Annotated in this window: 20 protein-coding genes; 10 read left to right on the top strand and 10 right to left on the bottom strand. The window is 68.9% G+C overall.

Translation table 11 applies throughout. From position 1 onward, the window contains the following. Positions 1–111 precede the first annotated feature (111 nt). From JOF29_RS23780 to JOF29_RS23790, 3 genes are read left to right on the top strand one after another with little or no spacing between them, the layout of a single operon-like run. Positions 112–825, top strand: coding sequence for a response regulator transcription factor (locus JOF29_RS23780; protein ID WP_209696685.1), 714 nt, complete (start codon positions 112–114; stop codon positions 823–825). After that, a complete protein-coding gene (locus JOF29_RS23785; RefSeq protein ID WP_209696686.1) occupies positions 815–2668 on the top strand; it encodes a sensor histidine kinase in 1854 nt (617 codons plus the stop codon). Before JOF29_RS23780 ends, JOF29_RS23785 begins: the two co-directional genes overlap by 11 nt. A gap of 33 nt (positions 2669–2701) precedes the next feature. Next, complete coding sequence (locus tag JOF29_RS23790; RefSeq protein ID WP_209696687.1) at positions 2702–3124, top strand: MmcQ/YjbR family DNA-binding protein; 423 nt, start codon at positions 2702–2704, stop codon at positions 3122–3124. A 1-nt stretch (position 3125) separates the two neighbouring features. Here the strand turns inward: JOF29_RS23790 and JOF29_RS23795 are convergent, their stop codons facing one another. The 8 genes from JOF29_RS23795 to JOF29_RS23830 all read right to left on the bottom strand — a co-directional run bounded on the left by JOF29_RS23795 (position 3126) and on the right by JOF29_RS23830 (position 9487). After that, positions 3126–3557 carry a hypothetical protein gene (locus JOF29_RS23795; protein ID WP_209696688.1) on the bottom strand — a complete coding sequence of 144 codons (432 nt, stop codon included), beginning with the start codon at positions 3555–3557 and terminating at the stop codon, positions 3126–3128. Between the two features lie 8 nt (positions 3558–3565). Next, positions 3566–3976, bottom strand: coding sequence for a RelB antitoxin-like protein (locus JOF29_RS23800; protein ID WP_209696689.1), 411 nt, complete (start codon positions 3974–3976; stop codon positions 3566–3568). A gap of 92 nt (positions 3977–4068) precedes the next feature. After that, complete coding sequence (locus JOF29_RS23805; protein WP_209696690.1) at positions 4069–5016, bottom strand: LLM class F420-dependent oxidoreductase; 948 nt, start codon at positions 5014–5016, stop codon at positions 4069–4071. Further along, on the bottom strand, positions 5017–5760 hold the full coding sequence (locus JOF29_RS23810; RefSeq protein ID WP_209696691.1) for an SDR family oxidoreductase: 744 nt from the start codon (positions 5758–5760) through the stop codon (positions 5017–5019). A 10-nt stretch (positions 5761–5770) separates the two neighbouring features. Beyond that, positions 5771–6424 (bottom strand): histidine phosphatase family protein, encoded by a 654-nt coding sequence (locus tag JOF29_RS23815; protein WP_209696692.1) that lies wholly within the window; start codon positions 6422–6424, stop codon positions 5771–5773. Further along, on the bottom strand, positions 6425–7474 hold the full coding sequence (locus tag JOF29_RS23820; protein ID WP_209696693.1) for a phosphotransferase family protein: 1050 nt from the start codon (positions 7472–7474) through the stop codon (positions 6425–6427). Next, complete coding sequence (locus tag JOF29_RS23825; RefSeq protein WP_209696694.1) at positions 7467–8243, bottom strand: SDR family NAD(P)-dependent oxidoreductase; 777 nt, start codon at positions 8241–8243, stop codon at positions 7467–7469. The genes JOF29_RS23820 and JOF29_RS23825 overlap by 8 nt, the downstream gene beginning before the upstream one ends. Continuing rightward, a complete protein-coding gene (locus tag JOF29_RS23830; protein WP_209696695.1) occupies positions 8240–9487 on the bottom strand; it encodes an acyl-CoA dehydrogenase family protein in 1248 nt (415 codons plus the stop codon). The genes JOF29_RS23825 and JOF29_RS23830 overlap by 4 nt, the downstream gene beginning before the upstream one ends. Before the next feature lie 56 nt (positions 9488–9543). On the opposite strand from JOF29_RS23830, the gene JOF29_RS23835 reads away from it, so the two are divergent. Then, positions 9544–10131: a TetR/AcrR family transcriptional regulator gene (locus JOF29_RS23835; RefSeq protein ID WP_209696696.1), complete on the top strand. Its 588-nt coding sequence runs from the start codon at positions 9544–9546 to the stop codon at positions 10129–10131. Positions 10132–10198: 67 nt separating this feature from the next. Beyond that, the gene (locus JOF29_RS23840; protein ID WP_245359400.1) at positions 10199–11083 is read left to right on the top strand and encodes a GNAT family N-acetyltransferase; all 885 of its coding nucleotides are present in this window, start codon (positions 10199–10201) and stop codon (positions 11081–11083) included. 3 nt (positions 11084–11086) lie between these two features. Here the strand turns inward: JOF29_RS23840 and JOF29_RS23845 are convergent, their stop codons facing one another. Beyond that, the gene (locus JOF29_RS23845; RefSeq protein ID WP_209696697.1) at positions 11087–12544 is read right to left on the bottom strand and encodes a M81 family metallopeptidase; all 1458 of its coding nucleotides are present in this window, start codon (positions 12542–12544) and stop codon (positions 11087–11089) included. Positions 12545–12670: 126 nt separating this feature from the next. Here JOF29_RS23845 and JOF29_RS23850 point away from each other — a divergent pair, with 126 nt between their 5' ends. The 3 genes from JOF29_RS23850 to JOF29_RS23860 are packed head-to-tail and all read left to right on the top strand — an operon-like array spanning position 12671 to position 14681. Continuing rightward, positions 12671–13084, top strand: coding sequence for a hypothetical protein (locus JOF29_RS23850; protein WP_209696698.1), 414 nt, complete (start codon positions 12671–12673; stop codon positions 13082–13084). After that, complete coding sequence (locus JOF29_RS23855; protein WP_209696699.1) at positions 13081–13455, top strand: YciI family protein; 375 nt, start codon at positions 13081–13083, stop codon at positions 13453–13455. Before JOF29_RS23850 ends, JOF29_RS23855 begins: the two co-directional genes overlap by 4 nt. Continuing rightward, positions 13455–14681, top strand: coding sequence for an RNA polymerase sigma factor (locus JOF29_RS23860; RefSeq protein ID WP_209696700.1), 1227 nt, complete (start codon positions 13455–13457; stop codon positions 14679–14681). Before JOF29_RS23855 ends, JOF29_RS23860 begins: the two co-directional genes overlap by 1 nt. Here JOF29_RS23860 and JOF29_RS23865 read toward each other — a convergent pair. Continuing rightward, positions 14631–15647, bottom strand: a complete 1017-nt coding sequence (locus JOF29_RS23865; RefSeq protein WP_209696701.1) for a LacI family DNA-binding transcriptional regulator — start codon at positions 15645–15647, stop codon at positions 14631–14633. The two genes, JOF29_RS23860 and JOF29_RS23865, sit on opposite strands and share 51 nt — an antisense overlap. Before the next feature lie 113 nt (positions 15648–15760). On the opposite strand from JOF29_RS23865, the gene JOF29_RS23870 reads away from it, so the two are divergent. Further along, entirely contained in the window at positions 15761–17656 is a 1896-nt protein-coding gene (locus JOF29_RS23870) for a discoidin domain-containing protein (RefSeq protein WP_209696702.1), read from the top strand. Positions 17657–17712: 56 nt separating this feature from the next. Beyond that, positions 17713–18396 (top strand): Type 1 glutamine amidotransferase-like domain-containing protein, encoded by a 684-nt coding sequence (locus JOF29_RS23875; protein ID WP_209696703.1) that lies wholly within the window; start codon positions 17713–17715, stop codon positions 18394–18396. The last annotated feature ends 37 nt before the right edge of the window (positions 18397–18433 follow it).

The raw sequence follows: 18433 nt of genomic DNA on the forward strand, positions 1-18433 counted from the left end.
CGGTCGAGCGTGCCGCCCGGGTGGTGAAGAACCTGTGAAGGACCGGTATGCACCCGATGCTCTCAGCCGATCTTCATCGGATTCTCATCAACTTCGGGGACATTGATCGGTATGCCGGCGCGGATCCTGGTCGCGGAAGACGACCTCAAGCAGGCCGAGCTGATCCGGCGGTACCTCGAACGTGAAGGGCACCTGACCGTCGTCGTGCACGACGGGCGGGAGGCCATCGACGAGGCCCGCCGGCGCAGCCCGGACCTGCTGGTACTCGACGTGATGATGCCGAAGGTCGACGGCCTGGACGTCTGCCGCGTACTGCGCGCGGATGGCCCAGGTGGTTCAGGGGTACCGATCATCATGCTGACCGCCCGCTCCACCGAGGACGACCTGCTGCTCGGGCTCGACCTCGGCGCGGACGACTACCTGACCAAGCCGTACAACCCGCGCGAACTGGTCGCCCGGGTCCGGACGGTGCTGCGACGTACCCGGATCCGCTCCGAGGGCGAGGTGTACCGGATCGGCGAACTGGAGGTCGACCCGTCCCGGCACGAGGTCCGGCTGGCCGGCAAGCTGATCGAGCTGACGCCGGCCGAGTTCAAGATCCTCGCCTGCCTGGCCGCCTCGCCGGGGCGGGCGTTCTCGCGTCAGCAGCTGCTGGAGCACGCGTTCGGCTTCGACCACTACGTGTTCGACCGGACCGTCGACGTCCACGTGATGAACCTGCGGAAGAAGATCGAGCTGTCGCCGGGCGCTCCGACGTACCTGCGGACCGTGTACGGCGTGGGCTACAAGCTGTCCGACAACCAGGAGGCGACCCATGCGTCGTAGCGTGCTGGTCCGCTTCCTCGGGTTGTCGCTCGCGGTGGCGCTCGGGGCGGTGATCGCCACGGCGCTGATCGCGACGTACAGCACGACAGAGAAGCTGCAGGGCGAGATCGACGCGAACACCGGCCAGTTGCAGGTCGACGGCGAGATCTACGGCGAGCTGTCGAAGTACGCCTCCGACCATCCGACCTGGTCGGGGGTGGACAAAGTCGTGCACGACCTGGCCGACCGGCTCGGCCGGCGGGTCGCGGTCAGCACCGAGGACGGGTCGGTGATCGCGGACTCGGCCCGGATGCTCGGCGCCGCACCCGAACTCCCTTCGGTGCCTGCGGCAACCATCGACGCGCGCGGCGGCGGGATGGGGAAGATGGGCGGCACGATGACCGTCTATCAGGCGCGCAAGAGCGCGACGGTAGTGAGCGGATTCGCAGCCACCGCGGCGACCGGTCCGCCGTTCATCGCCTATCCGGACTGGGGCATGACCGACGACGAACTGAAGCAGCGGAACCAGCTCGCGAAGCAGGCAGTGGACTGCTACGCCACGAAGGGCAAGTCGGCGAGCGTGGCGCAGGTCGACGGCACCGTCCCGCAGGTGATGATCGAGTCGACCCAGTCGATCGCCGGTATCCGGGTGAACGCCGGCACGCCGGCCAAGGGCGAGTGCCTGCCGCCCGGCCTGACCGCGCCGAGCGCGAAGGCGAAAATCGTCAACGACGACGAGGTACGCCGCTCCACCGGATGCCTCGACGCCGCCGGGATCAAGTACAAGATCAACGACTACTTCGGTCTGCGAGCCGTCGAGCCGATCGCGAACACCGAGGTCACCGAGACGTTCGCGAACTGTGTCAGCCAGGCCCGCGTCCAGGCGTTGACGCCGTACGTCGCTCCGCCGGCGAAGCTGTATCTCGGGGCGAAGAGCACGTTCAACGTGTTCGCCGGCGAGGGACTGCTGCGTACGGCGGCCACCGCGCTCGGGGTACTGCTGATCGCGGCGCTGGTGATGCTGTTCGCGGGCCGACGGTTGGTGCGACCAATCGTCGCGCTGACCGGAGCGACGCAGCGGATGCGGAACGGCGACCACGCGGCGCGGGTCCCGGTCAGCGGGAAGGACGAGGTGTCGCGGCTGGGTCACGCGTTCAACGACATGGCCGAGGCGATCCAGCGCCACGACTTCCAGCGCAAGGCGATGGTCAGCGACGTCGCGCACGAACTACGGACACCGCTCGCGAACATCAAGGGCTACCTGGTCGCATCCGAGGACGGCGTCGTACCGCTCGACGGCGCGCTCGTCACCTCCCTCCTCGAGGAAACCGCACTCCTCGAACACCTGGTCGCCGACCTCCAGGATCTGGCGCTCGCCGACGCCGGCATGCTCCGCCTGCACCCGGCTTCTCGTGACCTGACCGAGCTCGCGCAGCAGGTCGTGCTGGCCCACCAACCCGAAGCCGAATCGGCCGGCGTCACCCTCATCTCCACAACGTCTGCACCCGCACCCGCAGTCGTCGACAGCGCGCGCATTCGTCAGGCTCTGGGGAACCTGGTCTCGAATGCCATCAGGTACACACGGCCCGGCGGCCAGGTCCTGGTCGGCGTACGCTCCGTCGACGACGGCTACAACCTCACCGTCACCGACAACGGCACCGGCATCGCGCAGGAGCACCTACCGCACCTCTTCGACCGCTTCTACCGCGCCGACGTCTCCCGAACCCGCACCACCGGCGGCAGTGGCCTCGGCCTCGCCATCACCAAACACCTGACCGAAGCCCACGGCGGCCGAATCACCGTCACCAGCCGCGCAGGCGCCGGATCAACCTTCACGATCTGGCTCCCCGCAGCCTCCGGCTGAAGCACGCTTCCGGGCAACCCTAGACTCGGAGACATGGCGGCGCGGAAGGCTCGGGTGGCGGATGTGCACGAGGTCGCCGCGGGCATGCCGCACGTCACCAAGTGGGAGCGGGACGACGGGACGGACCGCCCCGTCTACCAGGTCGGCGGCAAGTCGTTCGTCTTCTTCCGCACGCCCCGCCCCGACGCGGTCGACCCACTCACCGGCGAGAAGTACGACGACGTGATCATGATCTGGGTCGAATCCGAGTCCGAAAAACTGGCCCTCCTCGCCGACGACACCACCCCGTTCTTCACCACCCCTCACTTCGACGGCCACCCCTCCATCCTCATCCGAGCCCGAGACCTGAGCGCCCTCACCAAACAAGAACTGACCGAACTGATCCAAGACGCCTGGCTCTCCCGAGCCTCCCCCCGCCGAGCCACCACCTGGCTCCACGAAAACCGCCTGAGCTGAGCTAGTGCCCAACGGTGTAGAACTCAGCCAACCGCTGGACCGCCTGCGCTTTGGTCATGGCGCGCACGTCGGCCTCGGGGATGTGTGCGTCGACCACCAGCGCCCTGACAACTCCCGCCGGGATCGCCTCGGCCGGAGACTCGGGCCCCTGCCGGTCCGGGAGCACCTTGACGTCAACGCAGGCCCAGAACTCGTCGCCCGTCACGGCGAGCTGGTCCCGCAGGATGTGCGCCCAGATCGACGGGCCGTAGTCGGTGCGATCGACGGGGTGGCTGATCCGCGTGTACAGGATGCGGCCATCCGGCAACGGGAGTTCGTAGTTGACGTGGTGGCTGCCTCGTCTGCCGTCAGCGCGTCGGCGTTCGGTCCAGCCTTCGACCAGGCAGAAGCTCTGGTGGTCTGTTCGGGTTGCCGGGCGACGTTGTTCGCTCACGGTGTGCCTCAGGCCAGCAGCCAGGCGTGGAGTTGCTCGTCCAAAGACAGCGCAACGATCTGAACGAGTCCCCAGTTCTCGGCGTGGTTGGGTGCCAGCCGCAGGTGGTCGACCCACTCTTCGGCGTACGCACGGAGCGCGTCGACCATCTCCTCCGCCGCCTCGTCAAGGTCCGCCCCGTCGGCGGCGACCGGAAGCCCCGGGATCATGATCGACCAGCCGTCGTTCTCCGCGACCACCTGGGCGCCGGAGGGATGAACGCTGGTGAGAAAGTGCACCAGTCGATCCGCATCCACCGCCGCCACCCGCCGCGCGTCCCGCGTCACCGTCGCCGGACGCCCGTCATCGGCGGCATCCAAAATGTCCTTGAAGTGCTCGCGCGCCTCGCGAACACTCCGATAGTCAACTTGCGAACTCATCGCACCCTCCATCCCGTGTACACAGCGTACACGGTGCACACATCATCCCCAACCGACAGTCCACAGCACAAGAAGCCGCCGCCACCGTCCGGTCAGTGAGGAGACAGGGAGCGGGCGGTTTCTAGGAGGCTGGTGCCGGTGGGGAGGGTGGCGATTATGGGGGTGTCGAGGCCGTTTTCGAGGTAGCGGTTGATGTGGGTGCGGCATTCGGCGGGAGTGCCGTGGACTATCAGGGCGTCGATGAGGGATTCGGGGATCGCGGCCATGGCGGCGTTGCGGTCGCCGGCGGACCAGGCTTCGCGCATTGGTTGCATGGCGTCGGCGCGGCCGAGCCAATCGTGGAAGGCGGCGTAGCCGGGGACGGTGAGGTAGGTCGCGATCAGGTAGCGGCCGATGTTGCGGGCCATCTCGGCGTCCTCGGTGACGCAGACGAAGATCCGGGCGGCGAGTTCCTTGTCGGGGCCGAGTTCCGCGCGGACCCGGCGTACGTCGTCCGCCGACAGCCAGTTGGTGATCGCGCCGTCGGCCTCCCGGGCAGCGAGCCGCAGCATCTGTGGACGCAGCGCGGCGAGCATGATCGACGGCGGTACGTCGGGCGCCTTCTCCAGCCGGAACCGGTTGATCGTGAAGCTGTCGAACTCCCCGTCGACCTTCTCCCCCGCGAACGCCTGCCGCAGGAACCGCAGTACGTCGCGGGTCCGCGCCAGCGGCGGGTCGTACGCGATCCCGTTCCACCCGGTCACGATCGTCTCCGAGGACGCCCCGATCCCGAGCACGAACCGCCCGGGCGCGAGGTCCGCCAGCGCCGCGGCACTCATCGCGAGCGCAGCCGGTCCGCGCGTGTGCACCGGTACGACGGCCGTCCCCAACCGCAGCGACGAGTCCCACTCGGATGCGAGCACCAGCGGCGTGAACGCGTCCGCGCCCGCCACCTCCGCGGACCACAGGTCCGTGTACCCCAACGAGTACAGCTCCGAGATCAGCGCCCGATGGTCACGCAGCGGTACGCCGGTCAGCGGAACGGTCAGTCCCCACCGCATTCAGATCAGCCTCTTCAGCAACGGCAGCGGCGCCACCCGCATCACCTGGGCCAACGGCCACCACGGCCGCGCCGGCACGCACGCCTTCGCCTTCTCCGCCTCGATCGCGGCCACCATCGCCCGCACGCCCGGCTCGGTGTCGACGATGAACGGCGCGTGTTCGACCCGGTCGTTCATCTCCGACCGGATGTACCCGGGGTAGATCGTGCTGACCTTGATCGGCTTGCCGAGCAGCTCCAGCCGCAGGCCCTCACCCAGCGAGGCGAGCCCGGCCTTCGTCGCGGCGTACGTCGTGACCGTCTTCGGGAAGCCGCGCAGCGCGGAGATCGAGGCAATCAGTACGAGGTGCCCGGCGTTCCGCGCCCGGAACAGCTCGAGCGCCGCCTCCGCCTGGGCGAGCGCACCGACGAAGTTCGTGAGCGCGGTCTCCCGGTTCGCGTCGAACCGTCCGGTGCCGAGCGGCGCGCCCTTGCCGAGGCCGGCGTTCACCACGATCCGGTCCAGCGGCAGCTCGGCGTCGATCGCGCGGAACACCTCGAACACCTGGTCGTGGTCAGTCACATCCAGGCTGTGGATAACCACCTTTGCCTGTGGATAACTCTCGGCGAGCTCGTCCCGGAGCGCTTCCAGGCGATCCGTACGCCGGGCGGTCAGCGCGAGCCCGTGGCCCTTCGCGGCGAACTGCCGCGCCATCTCCGCACCGAGGCCGGAACTGGCGCCGGTGATCAGGAGGTTCCGTCGCATCGAGGGAGTCCTATCTGTGAGTGAGCAGGTCCGCACCGAGGTGGACGTGCTCGTTGTAGCTCACCACAGTCAGCCCGCCGCGCCCGGACACGACCTTCGTGATCCCGGTGTTGATCGTCACCGGGTTCAGCTTTGTCCACAGGTCGTCACCGCCGGACAGCAGCCGGCTCACCACGGCCGCGATCGGCCCGCCGGACGTGAAGACGAGCGCCGTCTCGCCCTTGCCGAGCCGCCCGGCAGTACGCCGTACCGCCGCCTCCGACCGGTCGCAGAACGCCTGGAACGGCTCGGTGTACCCGTCGCCGCCGTCGATCCAGCGCTGGGTCGCGGCCGTGAACATCTCCTGGAACGCCCGCTTCGGGTTCCCGCTGCGCGCCAGGTCGGCCACCATCACCGTGTGCCGTTTGTACGCCGGCTTGTGGGCGACGAGCAACTCCTGGAAATCGAACTCGTCGTACCCCGGATCCACCTCCGGGATGAATCCGGCGAGCGTCGCCGTCTGCTGATGCCGGCGCATCGAACCCGAGACGACAACGTCCGCCCGGACATCACTCAACGTCGACGCAAGCCGGGCGGCCTGCTGCTCGCCGAGCGGTGACAGCTTGTCGTAGTCACGGGCACCGAACGACGCCTGCGCGTGCCGGATCAGGTAGATGACCGACATCTACGCCTGCCGGACGATTCGGCGGCAGCGCCGCTCGAGCAGGTTGACCGGGAGCCAGAAGTTCCTGAACCGCGGGTTCCGGGTCTGCTTGTGGTGGTAGCGGTAGTAGATCTGCTGCGCGATCACCGCCAGCCGGAACAGCCCGAACACCTCGTAGAACGCCCAGTTGTCCACAGGCAGCCCCGACTGCTTCACGTAGTACTGCACGATCTCGTCGCGGGTCAGCATGCCCGGGACGTCGGACGGTTGCAGCCTGAACCGGCGGAACGCCCAGTCGTCGTCGGCCTGCACCCAGTACGCGAGCGCGCTGCCGAGATCCATCAACGGATCGCCGAGCGTGGCGAGCTCCCAGTCCAGTACGCCGACCACCCGCAGCGGGTCGTCCGGTGCCAGCACGACGTTGTCCAGCCGGAAGTCGTTGTGGATAACGCAGGTCCGGATATCCACAGGCTGGTTCGCGGCCAGCCAGGCCGTCACGCGCTCGTAGCTCGGCACGTTCCACGTCTTCGCCTTGCGGTAGCGCTCCGTCCAGCCGCTGACCTGACGCTCGACGTACCCGGCGCCGCGGCCGAGATCCGCCAGACCGGCGGCCGCCGGATCGACCGCGTGCAGCTCCGCGAGCGTGTCGATCAAGGTGAACCCGAGCTGCCGGGTCTGCGCCGCGGTCAGGTCGACGCCCAGCGAGTGGTGCCCGGGGATCGTCCCGGCGACCCGCTCCATCAGGTAGAACTCGGAGCCGATCACCGACTCGTCGTTGCAGTGAGCAACCATCTCGGGCACGTACCGGAAGACCGGTTTGAGCCCTTTCTGGATGCGGAACTCGCGGCCCATGTCGTGCGCGCCCTTCGCCTTCGTACCGGCCGGCGGGCGGCGCAGGATGAGGTCATGACCCGGATAGCTCAACAGATAGGTGAGGTTCGACGCGCCCCCGGAGAACTGCTTCACCTCCGGCAGGCCGTCCGGTACCGCGGTCTGCTCCCGCAGCCAGGCGTCGACCGCCGGTACGTCGAACGCGTCCTCGTCGCGGACGGCCCGCGCGCCATCACCCATCCTTGGCCTCGGCCCGCTGCCGGGCCCGTTCCGCGACCTTGCGCATCTGCCGGTCGTACAGCGGCCGCGCGAACCGCTTGCTCAGGTAGGCCATCCGGGCCGGCCGGTCCGGGATGATCAGGTGCCGCTTCTTCTTGATGCCGGCAACGACCACGGCCGCGATGTCGTCCGCGGACCGGGGCGACTTCTCGATCAGCTGTCGCGCGGTCGCGCCCATCGCGCTGTCGGCACCCTGGATCGAGTCGGCCAGGTTCGTCCGGAAGAACGACGGGCAGACCACCGACACGTCGACACCGTACGGACGCAGCTCGTGCGACAGGGTCTCGGAGAGCGCGACCACGCCCGCCTTCACGGTGTTGTACGAGCTCATCATCGGCGGATGCACCAGCCCGGCCGCGGACGCGGTGTTCACGATGTACCCGGACCGCTGCCGCTTGAACAGCGGGACGAACGCCCGGCACCCGCGGACCACGCCCATCAGGTTGATGTCGACGACCCGGTCCCACTCGTCGAGCGTCTCGACGTCGATCCGGCCGCCGGTCGCGATGCCCGCGTTGTTCACCAGGATGTCCAGGCCGCCCCAGTTGTCCTCGCACCACGCGACCGCCGCGTCCCAGTCCGCCGGGCTCCGGACGTCGAGCTTCAGGTACGACGTACCGCCGTCCTCGGCCACGTCGGTACCGAGCACTTGGTGGCCGTCGGCAACGAAGCGGGCGACCAGCGCCGCGCCGAGTCCACTCGCGGCACCGGTGACGAGGACGCGGCTCACTTGGTCTCCTGAGCGACAGCTGCGGACAGGTACGACGCCAGCTCGATCCTGGCGACCACCCCACGATGCACCTCGTCCGGCCCGTCGGCCAGCCGCAACGCGCGGGCACTCGTCCACGCGGCCGCGAGCGGGAAGTCGTCGGACAGCCCACCGCCGCCGTGCAGCTGGATCGCCATGTCGACGACGTCCTGCGCCATCCGCGGCACCGCGACCTTGATCTGGCTGACCTCGCTCAACGCCCCGGCCAGCCCTTGGGTGTCCAGCAGGTACGCCGTTTGCAGCACCAGCAATCGCGCCTGGTTGATCGCGATCCGCGCCTCGGCGATCCGCTCGCGGTTGCCGCCCAGGTTGACGAGCGGCTTGCCGAACGCGGTCCGGCTGGTACCGCGCTGCAGGGCGAGCTCGAGCGCCTTCTCCGCCAGGCCGATCAGCCGCATGCAGTGGTGCACGCGTCCCGGACCGAGGCGACCCTGGGCGATCTCGAACGCCCTGCCCGGTCCGACCAGGATGTTCGCGGTCGGTACCCGAACCTCGGTGAACGACACCTCGCCGTGGCCGTACGGTTCGTCGTACCTGCTCATCGTCGGCAGCAGGCGCTCCACCTTCACGCCCGGGGCGTCACGCGGTACGAGCACCATGGTGTGCCGCGCGTACCGGTGGGCTTCGGGGTCGGTGAGGCCCATGAAGATCAGCAGTCGGCAGTCCGGGTGGCCGACGCCGGTGCTCCACCACTTGCGGCCGTTCAGCACGACGTCGTCGCCGTCGACGACCGCGGTCGCCTCCATGTTGGTGGCGTCGGAGGACGCGACGTCCGGCTCGGTCATGCAGAACGCGGACCGGATAGTGCCGTCCAGCAACGGTTCCAGCCAGCGCTTCCGCTGCTCGTCGTTGCCGTACCGGAGCAGCACCTCCATGTTGCCGGTGTCGGGAGCGTTGCAGTTGAAGACGTACGGCGCGATGAAGGAACGGCCGGTGAGCTCCGCGATCGGGGCGTAGTCGAGGTTGCTCAGGCCCTCGCCGTACTGCTCGTTGCCCGGCTCGGCGAGCGGCAGGAACAGGTTCCACAGGCCGGCCTCGCGGGCCTTCGCCTGCAGGTCCTTCATGATCGGCTGCGGCTGCCAGGGGTCTCCGGAGGCGCGGATCGCGCTGTGCAGCTCTGGCTCGGCCGGCTCGATCTCGGTGCGCAGGAAGGACTGCACGCGCCCGATCAGGTCCTGAGCCCGGTCCGAAGGTTCGAACCCCATCAAGACTCCTCTCCCTCAGCTTGACCGTAGCTCAGCGTCTAAGCAATGCTCAAGAGATGGAACACCGTCTGACAGCGGACGAGCGCAGGAAGCAACTGGTCAAGCTCGGCCTGATGATGCTTCGCACCAAGCCGATCCACGAGCTGTCGATCGACGAGATCGCGAGCGCCGCGGGCATCTCCCGCGGGCTGCTGTTCCATTACTTCCCGAGCAAGCGCGACTACTACGTCGCGGTCATCTCCGCGGCCGGCCGCCGGCTGCTCCGCGTCACCAAGCCCGACGACGCGCTCGCCCCCGAGCAGCAGCTCCGCGAGATGCTGACCCAGTTCGTCGCGTTCATCGAGCGCCGCCGTACGGCGTACATCTCGTTCGTCCGCGGCGCCGCCGGCGGTGACGACTTCGCGGTCGAGGTGTACGACGAGACCCGGGCGGGCCTGACCAAGCGGATCCTCACGTACCTCGGCACCCCCGAGGTGGCCGACGACCCGACGTCCGCCGACTACCTCCGGATCCACGCCTGGCTCTCCTACACCGAGGACCTGGCCATCGAATGGTCCGGCCTCCCGGAGGAAGACCGGCCGTACTCCGCGACGCATCTCGTGAAGCACAGCATCGAGGCCCTCCACACCCTCCGGAAGCTGTAGCTCCACCGCTTGTTCGCCGGCGGCAAAAGCACGTGCGCCGAGTGGTGGGATGGGCTTTGATCAGCACATGCCGATCACGCTGCAGACCGCGACCCCGGACTCGCTGGACGAGGTCGTCGAGGCGGTGGCGCTCTGGCAGCAGCCTGGCGGGCCGGTCCAGCTGCACCCGGGTGACCTGGGGTGGAACTGGTGCGACGGCACCGAGACGCTGGCCGCGGCCGTTCGGGCCTGGCGTCGCGACGGGCAGATCGTTGCCGCCGGCATGGTGGACGACGACAGCGGGCTGATCCGGATGGCGATCGCACCGAGCGTCGACGCCGACGAGGCGTTCGCCGCCCGGTTGCTGGCCGACCTGTCGGATCCCGCGCAGGGCGTGCTGCCTGCCGATGCCGGGTTCGTCGAGGCCCGGGCCGGCGCCGCCTTTCGGGAGCTGCTGCACCGCAGCGGCTGGGTGGCCGATGAGCCGTGGACGCCGCTGACGCGTGAGCTGACCACTCCGGTGGAGGACTGCGGCCTCACCATCGAGTACGTCGACGCGCAGCACGTTCGCGATCGGATCCTCGAGGACCGGATCGCGGTGCATCGGGCAGCCTTCCCCAACGCCAAGCTGACCTTGGAGCGCTGGCAGGCGATGGCGGCCGGAGCACCGTACCGCCGGGGTCGGTGTCTGGTCGGGTACGACGACGCGGGCAATGCCGTCGCCGCGACGACGGTGTGGTCAGCCGGCGACGGGCGACCGGGTCTGATCGAGCCGCTCGGCGCCCATCGGGACTACCGCGGTCGCGGACACGGCCGCGCGATCACCGTCGCGGCCGCGGCAGCCTTGCAGGAGCTGGGGTCGTCCAGTGCGACCGTGTGTACGCCGAGCAGCAACGTCGGCGGGGTCGCGGCGTACGTGTCGGCCGGCTTCGAGAAGCAGCCGGCCGTCACGGATTTCTGCCGCAAGAGCTGAACCCTAGGGCAGGAGCTCCGGGGTCAGGTCGGGGTCGGCCATCTCCGGGTCGAACGGGAAGAGCGGCCGGAGTACGCCGTGGTGCCCGAGGCGCAGGAGGTCCTGGTCGACGCCGCCGGGGGTCAGGGCGAGCAGCCAGTCGGCGGCGAGGTTGTAGAGCTCCGGCTCCAGGTATCCGATCTTGACGATGACCAGGTCGGTGGACGCCGGGTCCAGGCCGAGGAGCGTGAAGTCGGCGAGGTGGTGGTACGGCTTGCGGCGGCTGGTGAGGATCGAGTGCAGGCCTCCTGCCTTGACGACCGCTACGGTGCCGCCGACCGGGTCCTCGGAGATCGAGAAGACGGTGCCGGAGAGCGCGACCGGTCCGGACGGGCCGGGGTCGACCTTGCCGCCCGCGGTGACCTCGACCGGGTTGCCGACGCCGGCTGTCACGCAGGCGGCGACCGCGTCCGGGTCGGTGATGCTGGCGTGGATCGCGGTCGCCTTGCCGGAGGTCAGGTCTTCGACCTTGAGCAGCTCGCCGAGCGTCCAGGACACGTCGCCGGCGCCGCCCGCGGTCGGGTTGTCGCCGGAGTCGCTGATCAGGAACGGACGCGCGCTGCTGGCGAGACCGGCCGTGACGCACTCGTCCAGCGTTCCGGTCGGCGCCACGAACGCGAACCCGTCCCGGGCGTCCCAGTACGCCTGCGCCAGCTCGGTCGCCCGCGCGGTGATCAGCTCGGTGTCGTCGCCGGTGACCACGACGGCGGCCCGGCAGCGCGGCTCGTCCGCCCAGGCGTACCCGACCCAGACGGCCGCATCCAGTACGCCGGGCTCGTCCGCGATCTCGGCGACCCGGTGATAGATCGACTTCGCCGGCTCCAGTCGCGTCGACGTCTTCTCGCCGGGCAGCAGCACCGGTACCTGGATCCACGCCTTCCCGGGCTTCCCGCCGCCGGACCGCAGCCGTTCGACGAGGTTCCGCAGCGCGCGCTCGCGACTCTCCATCGCGTCCTCGTGCGGCGCCATCCGGTAACAGGTGATCAGATCGACCGCCGTACCGAGCTCGCGGGAGACGTTGCCGTGCAGGTCCATCGAGGCAGACACGAGGACGTCGGGACCGAGCACGTCCCGGATCCGGGTGGCCAGATCAGCCTCGGCGTCCTGCCGTCCGACGACGCTCATCGCGCCGTGGATGTCGAAGAAGAACCCGTCCAGCTCGCCGGCGTCCTGGAGCCGGGTGATGATCTCCGCGGACAGGTCGTCGTACACCTCCGGCAGCACCGCGCCACCGGGCAGTGAGCGCGCGTGCACCAGCGGCACCCACTCGATCCCCTGCGCCCAGTCCTTGCCGAGAAAGTCGGTGTACCGCTCCAGCAGGTGGTCTCCACGCCGTACGTCGAAGTCCGCGAGCCCGGCCCGGTGCGGCGAGAACGTACTGGACTCGATGGCGATCCCGGCAATGCCGATCCGAAGGTTCATGCCCAAAACTTGCCACATCCGAGCCGTTTCGCGCACTGCCAACCGTCCAGATTTGAACACCTCGAACCTGTCGAAAGCCGCCGCCCGGCTTCGAGGTAGCAGCAACCGATCGAAAAGGACACGGACATGACGAACGAACTGCAGCAGCTCGGCCGCCTCGTCGGCAGCTGGGACATCACCGGCGGCGCGACCGGTACGACGACCTTCGACTGGATGGACGGCGGCCACTTCCTGGTCCAGCATGGCCTCCTCGACCACGACGGTCACGAGGTACGGATGACCGAGATCATCGGCTACGAGCACCCGTTCGGCGGCGAACAGGGAACGGAGGTGAAGTCGCGGGTGTACGACGCCGACGGCAACACGCTCGACTACGTCTACGAGCTGGCCGGGGACGAGCTCACGATCTGGGGCGGCTTCAAGGGCTCGCCCGGCTACTTCAAGGGAGTCTTCACCGAGGGCGGCGACCGCCTCACTGGAGACTGGGTGTACCCAGGTGGCGGCTACCACGCCACGATGGTTCGAAGGAGTGACCGATGAAGTACCTGCTTCTCGCGTACGGCGACCAGAGCGGTTGGGACACGGTCGACGTGACGAGCCCCGAGTTCATCGCGATGTGCAAGTTCTACGAGGACCTGGCGGCAGAGCTGACGGCCAGCGGCGAACTGCTCGGGACAGAGGGCCTCTCGCACCCGGCGCTCGCTCGGACGGTACGGCGTACCGACGGCGGGCCGGTCGCCAGTGAGGGACCGTTCGCGGAGTCCAAGGAGGTGCTCGCCAGCTTCGCGATCGTGGACTGCGACAGCCACGACCGGGCGATGGCGATCGCGGCCCGGATCGTCGACGCGGTGGGCGACACCGTCGAAGTACGCCCGATCATGGCCGGCCCCGAGGACATCCGGCCGGACTGATGGAGCACTTGTTGCGCGGTCTCACCCCTCAGGTGCTCGGCGCGCTGGTACGCCGGTACGGGCATTTCGAGACGTGCGAGGACGCGGTCCAGGAGGCACTCCTGGTCGCAGCGCGGCAGTGGCCCGCACAAGGAGTCCCGGATGAGCCCCGCACCTGGCTCATCCGGGTCGCCTCCCGGCGGCTGATCGACCTGTTACGAAACGAGGAGGCTCGACGGCGGCGCGAGGACACCGTCCGTGCACCGGACGTGGCACCCACTCCGGTCAGCGACGTCGACGACTCGCTGACTGTGCTGTTCCTGTGCTGCCACCCGGTACTGCCGGTCGCGTCGCAGCTCCCGTTGACTTTGCGGGCCGTCGGCGGTCTCACCACCACTGAGATCGCTGCGGCGCTGCTGACGCCGGAGGCGACGATCGGCCAGCGGATCAGCCGGGCCAAGCAGAAGCTCCGCGGTCAGCCGTTCCGGCGGCCGGACGAGTACGACGAGCGGTTGGCCGCCGTACTGCAGGTGCTCTATCTGATCTTCAACGAGGGCTACACGAGTACGGCGGGTGACGAGCTCGGGCGGGTCGAGCTGGCGCGGGAGGCGATCCGGCTCGCGCGGATGCTGCGCGAGCTGCTGCCCGACGACGGCGAGGTGGCTGGGCTGCTCGCCTTGATGCTGCTGACCGACGCCCGGCGAACGGCGCGTACGTCAGCTGACGGTGCGCTCGTCCCGCTCGACGAGCAGGACCGGTCTCAATGGGATCACGCGGCGATTGCCGAGGGCACCGAGTTGATCACCTGGGCGATGCGTACGACGACCCTCGGCCCGTACCAGTTGCAGGCCGCGATCGCCGCGGTCCACAGCGAGGCGACAACGGCCGCCGACACCGACTGGCGGCAGATCCTTGCCCTGTACAACTTGCTCGAACCGCTGCTGGAGGGACCTGTCGTTCGGCTGAACCGCGCGGTGGCGACTGCGATGGTGCACGGCCCCGACGCAGGGCTGGCGTTGCTCGACAGCCTGACCGCGGACCCACGGGCGACTCGCGGCCACCGGTACGACGCCGTACGCGCGCATCTGCTCGAGTTGCGGGGTGATCACCCGGCGGCCGCCGATGCGTACCTGACCGCGGCCAAACTCACCACCAACACGTCCGAGCAGCGCTACCTCCGGGCCCGGGCGAAGCATCTACGCACGCACTTGGGCGGTGGAGGCGCGGGGGATGAGGGTGGTGGCTAGTTCTATGTGGAGGGCTTCCAGGGGTTGGCGGTCCAGGAGGCGGGTCAGGAGGCTTACCGCCATTCGGCCCATCTCTTGCAACGGCTGTCGGACCGTCGTGAGTTGAGGGGTGGTCGCGCGGCTGAGGTCGAGGTCGTCGAAGCCGGCGATGGACAGGTCACCGGGGACGTCGAGGCCACGGTCGGTGGCGGCTTGGAGAGCGCCGACGGCGGCCTTGTCGTTGAAGGCGACCAGCGCGGTGGGGCGCGGGGTCAGGTTGAGCAAGGCAAGAGCGGCGCGGTAACCGTGCGCCGTGGTGGGCTGAACGTGGCGCACCAGGGCCGGGTCGGGGAGGATGCCGGCGTCGGCGAGCGCGGCGGCGTGACCGCTCAATCGCGCGTCGGCGGCCAGCCATTCGCGCGGACCGGCGATGACGCCGATGCGGGTATGGCCGAGGGCCGTCAGGTGAGCGGTCAGTTGGCGGGCGCCGGAATGGTGGGCGGCGGAGACGGACGGGATGTCGGGCGGGAGGGCGGTGCGCGGGTCGACAACCACGAACGGGAAGCGGCGGGAGCTCAGGCGGACCAGGTCCGCGCTCGGCTCCGGCGGAAGGATGAGGACGGCGCCGCCGACGTCCCGGCGCGATGCCAGATACTGCAGTACGGGATCGTCCTGCGCGGCCTCGCCGGCGTTGAGGATCACCTGCCGGCCATGCCGATCCAGGGCCTCGGCGATCGACGACACGATCAGGCCGAAGTAGTCGGTGAGCACGTACGGGCAGCGCACGTAGACGGCGCCGTCGACCGGTTTCGCCGTACCGCCGCGAGGTACGGGAGCCGGTACGCCAAGCTCCTCGATCGCTTGCTCCACCAGCCTCCGCGTCTCCGGCGCCACACCGGGCATCTGGTTGACCACGCGGGACACGGTCGCGAGCGACACCCCGGCCGCCGCCGCGACGTCGCGCATCGTCGCCCTAGCGCGCGGCATTTGTTACATCGCCTTGTTTCACGCTCTGCACTCTAGATCAACGCTCCCAGGTCTTGACAGTGGTCGATCGTGAGCGTGTTCTGAGGCCGTTTGTTTCATCCCTGAGGAGTGCGATGAGAACAACCGCCTTCGGCGTCGCCCTTGCTCTCGCGGTGGCGTCACTCACCGGTCCCGCCCAGGCCCATCCCCCGACGACCCCGGTCAGCGTCTGGGTCACCACGCCGGACCGCGCCGAACTGCTGCACGAGCGCGCGCCAGTCTCGTTCCACGACGGCGCGAGCGACCGGACCACGATCACGGTCGACCCACGGACGACGTACCAGACCATGGACGGCTTCGGCGCCTCGATCACCGACTCGTCCGCGAGCGTGCTGTACAGGCTCAGCCCGGCCGACCGCGAGCAGACGATGCGGAAGCTGTTCGACCCGAAGCAGGGCATCGGCGTCAGCTTCCTGCGTCAGCCCGTCGGCTCGTCCGACTTCACCGCGGCGAGCGCGCACTACACGTTCGACGACGTACCCGCCGGGCAGACCGACTTCGGCCTGGAGCACTTCAGCATCGCGCACGACGAGCAGCAGGTGCTGCCGCTGCTCCGCCGTGCCAAGCAGCTCAATCCCCAGCTCAAGGTGATGGCGACGCCGTGGAGCCCGCCGGCCTGGATGAAGACCGGCGGCTCCCTCGTCGGCGGCCGGCTGCAGGACGACCCGAAGGTGTACGACGCGTACGCGCGCTACCTGGTGAAGTTCGTGCAGGCGTACGCGAAGGCCGGCGTACCGGTCGACTACCTCTCGATCCAGAACGAGCCGCAGAACCGCAAGCCCAGCGCGTACCCGGGCACCGACGTACCGGTCCGCCAGGAGGCCGCGGTCATCACCGCCCTCGGGCCGATTCTGCAGAAGGCCAGCCCGCGGACCAAGATCCTCGGCTACGACCACAACTGGACGACCCATCCCGGCGACGTCGCCTCCACCCCGCCCGGCGAGGACCCGGAGACCGACTACCCGTACAAGCTGCTCCGGACGCCGGCGGCGAAGTGGATCGCGGGTACGGCGTACCACTGCTACTCCGGCGATCCGTCCAAGCAGGCCGACCTGCACAACGCGTTCCCGTCGAAGGGGATCTGGTTCACCGAGTGCTCCGGCTCGCACGGGCCGAACGACACCCCGCCGCAGATCTTCCGCGGCACGCTCACCTGGCACGCCCGGACGCTGATGATCGGTACGACGCGGAACTGGGCGAAGTCGGTCGTCAACTGGAACCTCGCCCTCGACTCGACCGGCGGCCCGCACCTGGGCGGCTGCGACACGTGCACCGGGCTGGTCACGCTGCAGCCGGACGGAACCGTCACGACCGACGCGGAGTACTACACGATCGGGCACCTGTCGAAGTTCGTGCAGCCGGGTGCGGTGCGGATCGGGAGTACGTCGTACGGGACGACCGGATGGAACGGGCAGTTGATGTCCGCGGCGTTCCGCAACCCGGACGGTACGACGGCGCTCGTTGTGCACAACGAGAACGACGATCCTCGGACGTTCGCCGTTGCGGTGGGTGATCAGTCCTTCGAGTACGAGCTGCCTGGTGGGGCGATCGCGACGTACACGTGGGGGCGGGTGCGTACCGACGTACCGCAGGAGCTGATGGCGCGTGCGGCGACGGCGAGTGTGAATGCGGCCGATGCGGGCTTGCTTGTCGACGGTGACGGGTCGACGGTGTGGCAGAGCAAGGCGGCGCAGGCGCCCGGGCAGTGGGTGCAGGTGGATCTCGGGAAGGCGCAGACGTTCCGTCAGGTGGCGCTCGACAGTGGTGGGAACGTCGGGGACTTCGCGCCGGGGTTTGACGTTGCTGTGAGCAACGACGGGAGTAGCTGGCGGACAGTCGCGAGCGGTACGTCGAACAGCCAGCTGACGACGGTCGCGCTGCGGCCGACGCGTGCGCGTTATGTCCGGGTCACGCAGACCGGGAGTGCGGGCAACTGGTGGAGTCTGGCGGATCTGCGGATCTACCGGTGAGCCCGAGCTGGGGATACCGTCCAACGAGCCGCCACCGCGCCTATTGAAGGGTCGTCATGAAGTTCCTGCTCACGTCCTCCGGCATCCGCAACCCGAGCATCTCCGACGCACTCGTCGAGCTGCTGGGCAAGCCGATCTCGGAGTGCGACGCGCTGTTCGTCCCGACCGCGATCTACCCGTTCCCCGGCGGCGCCGGCCAGGCGTGGAAGGCGATCTCCGGGAACGCCCGCAGTCCGTTGTGCGAGCTGGGCTGGAAGTCCTTGGGCGTGCTGGAGCTCACGGCGTTGCCGACCATCCGGGAGGAGAGCTGGGTCCCCGCCGTTCAGGAGGCTGACGCGCTGCTCGTGTGGGGTGGCGACGTCCTGTACCTGACTCACTGGATGCGGCAGTCGGGCCTGGCGGACCTCTTGCCGTCGCTGACCTCGGTGTACGTCGGGGTCAGCGCGGGGAGCATCGCCGTGACGCCGTACAACTGTGACGCCGAGTTCGACCTGGACTTCGTGCCGCCGGGCAGCGACATGGGGCAGGGCGCCGAACGTGCGCTCGGGCTGGTGGATTTCACCCTGTACCCGCACCTCGGGCACCCGGACATGGAGGACACCTCGCTGGAGAACATCGGGAAGTGGGCGTCCGGGATCCCGGTTCCGACGTACGCGATCGACGACGACACGGCGATCAAGGTCGTCGACGGTGCGGTCGAGGTGATCAGCGAAGGCGACTGGAAGCTGTTCGGCGCCTGATCCTCACGCCCGTTCGGCACCAGGGAGAGGAAACGGA

Origin of the sequence: Kribbella aluminosa (assembly GCF_017876295.1) — a bacterium.
Classification (GTDB): Bacteria; Actinomycetota; Actinomycetes; order Propionibacteriales; family Kribbellaceae; genus Kribbella; species Kribbella aluminosa.

What these genes read in the sequence shown, in the direction of transcription:
- JOF29_RS23780 (WP_209696685.1), top strand. Translation starts at nt 112, where the DNA reads ATGCCGGCGCGGATCCTGGTCGCGGAAGACGACCTCAAGCAGGCCGAG.
- JOF29_RS23785 (WP_209696686.1), top strand. Translation starts at nt 815, where the DNA reads ATGCGTCGTAGCGTGCTGGTCCGCTTCCTCGGGTTGTCGCTCGCGGTG.
- JOF29_RS23790 (WP_209696687.1), top strand. Translation starts at nt 2,702, where the DNA reads ATGGCGGCGCGGAAGGCTCGGGTGGCGGATGTGCACGAGGTCGCCGCG.
- JOF29_RS23800 (WP_209696689.1), bottom strand. Translation starts at nt 3,976, where the DNA reads ATGAGTTCGCAAGTTGACTATCGGAGTGTTCGCGAGGCGCGCGAGCAC.
- JOF29_RS23805 (WP_209696690.1), bottom strand. Translation starts at nt 5,016, where the DNA reads ATGCGGTGGGGACTGACCGTTCCGCTGACCGGCGTACCGCTGCGTGAC.
- JOF29_RS23810 (WP_209696691.1), bottom strand. Translation starts at nt 5,760, where the DNA reads ATGCGACGGAACCTCCTGATCACCGGCGCCAGTTCCGGCCTCGGTGCG.
- JOF29_RS23815 (WP_209696692.1), bottom strand. Translation starts at nt 6,424, where the DNA reads ATGTCGGTCATCTACCTGATCCGGCACGCGCAGGCGTCGTTCGGTGCC.
- JOF29_RS23820 (WP_209696693.1), bottom strand. Translation starts at nt 7,474, where the DNA reads ATGGGTGATGGCGCGCGGGCCGTCCGCGACGAGGACGCGTTCGACGTA.
- JOF29_RS23830 (WP_209696695.1), bottom strand. Translation starts at nt 9,487, where the DNA reads ATGGGGTTCGAACCTTCGGACCGGGCTCAGGACCTGATCGGGCGCGTG.
- JOF29_RS23835 (WP_209696696.1), top strand. Translation starts at nt 9,544, where the DNA reads ATGGAACACCGTCTGACAGCGGACGAGCGCAGGAAGCAACTGGTCAAG.
- JOF29_RS23840 (WP_245359400.1), top strand. Translation starts at nt 10,199, where the DNA reads ATGCCGATCACGCTGCAGACCGCGACCCCGGACTCGCTGGACGAGGTC.
- JOF29_RS23845 (WP_209696697.1), bottom strand. Translation starts at nt 12,544, where the DNA reads ATGAACCTTCGGATCGGCATTGCCGGGATCGCCATCGAGTCCAGTACG.
- JOF29_RS23850 (WP_209696698.1), top strand. Translation starts at nt 12,671, where the DNA reads ATGACGAACGAACTGCAGCAGCTCGGCCGCCTCGTCGGCAGCTGGGAC.
- JOF29_RS23855 (WP_209696699.1), top strand. Translation starts at nt 13,081, where the DNA reads ATGAAGTACCTGCTTCTCGCGTACGGCGACCAGAGCGGTTGGGACACG.
- JOF29_RS23860 (WP_209696700.1), top strand. Translation starts at nt 13,455, where the DNA reads ATGGAGCACTTGTTGCGCGGTCTCACCCCTCAGGTGCTCGGCGCGCTG.
- JOF29_RS23865 (WP_209696701.1), bottom strand. Translation starts at nt 15,647, where the DNA reads ATGCCGCGCGCTAGGGCGACGATGCGCGACGTCGCGGCGGCGGCCGGG.
- JOF29_RS23870 (WP_209696702.1), top strand. Translation starts at nt 15,761, where the DNA reads ATGAGAACAACCGCCTTCGGCGTCGCCCTTGCTCTCGCGGTGGCGTCA.
- JOF29_RS23875 (WP_209696703.1), top strand. Translation starts at nt 17,713, where the DNA reads ATGAAGTTCCTGCTCACGTCCTCCGGCATCCGCAACCCGAGCATCTCC.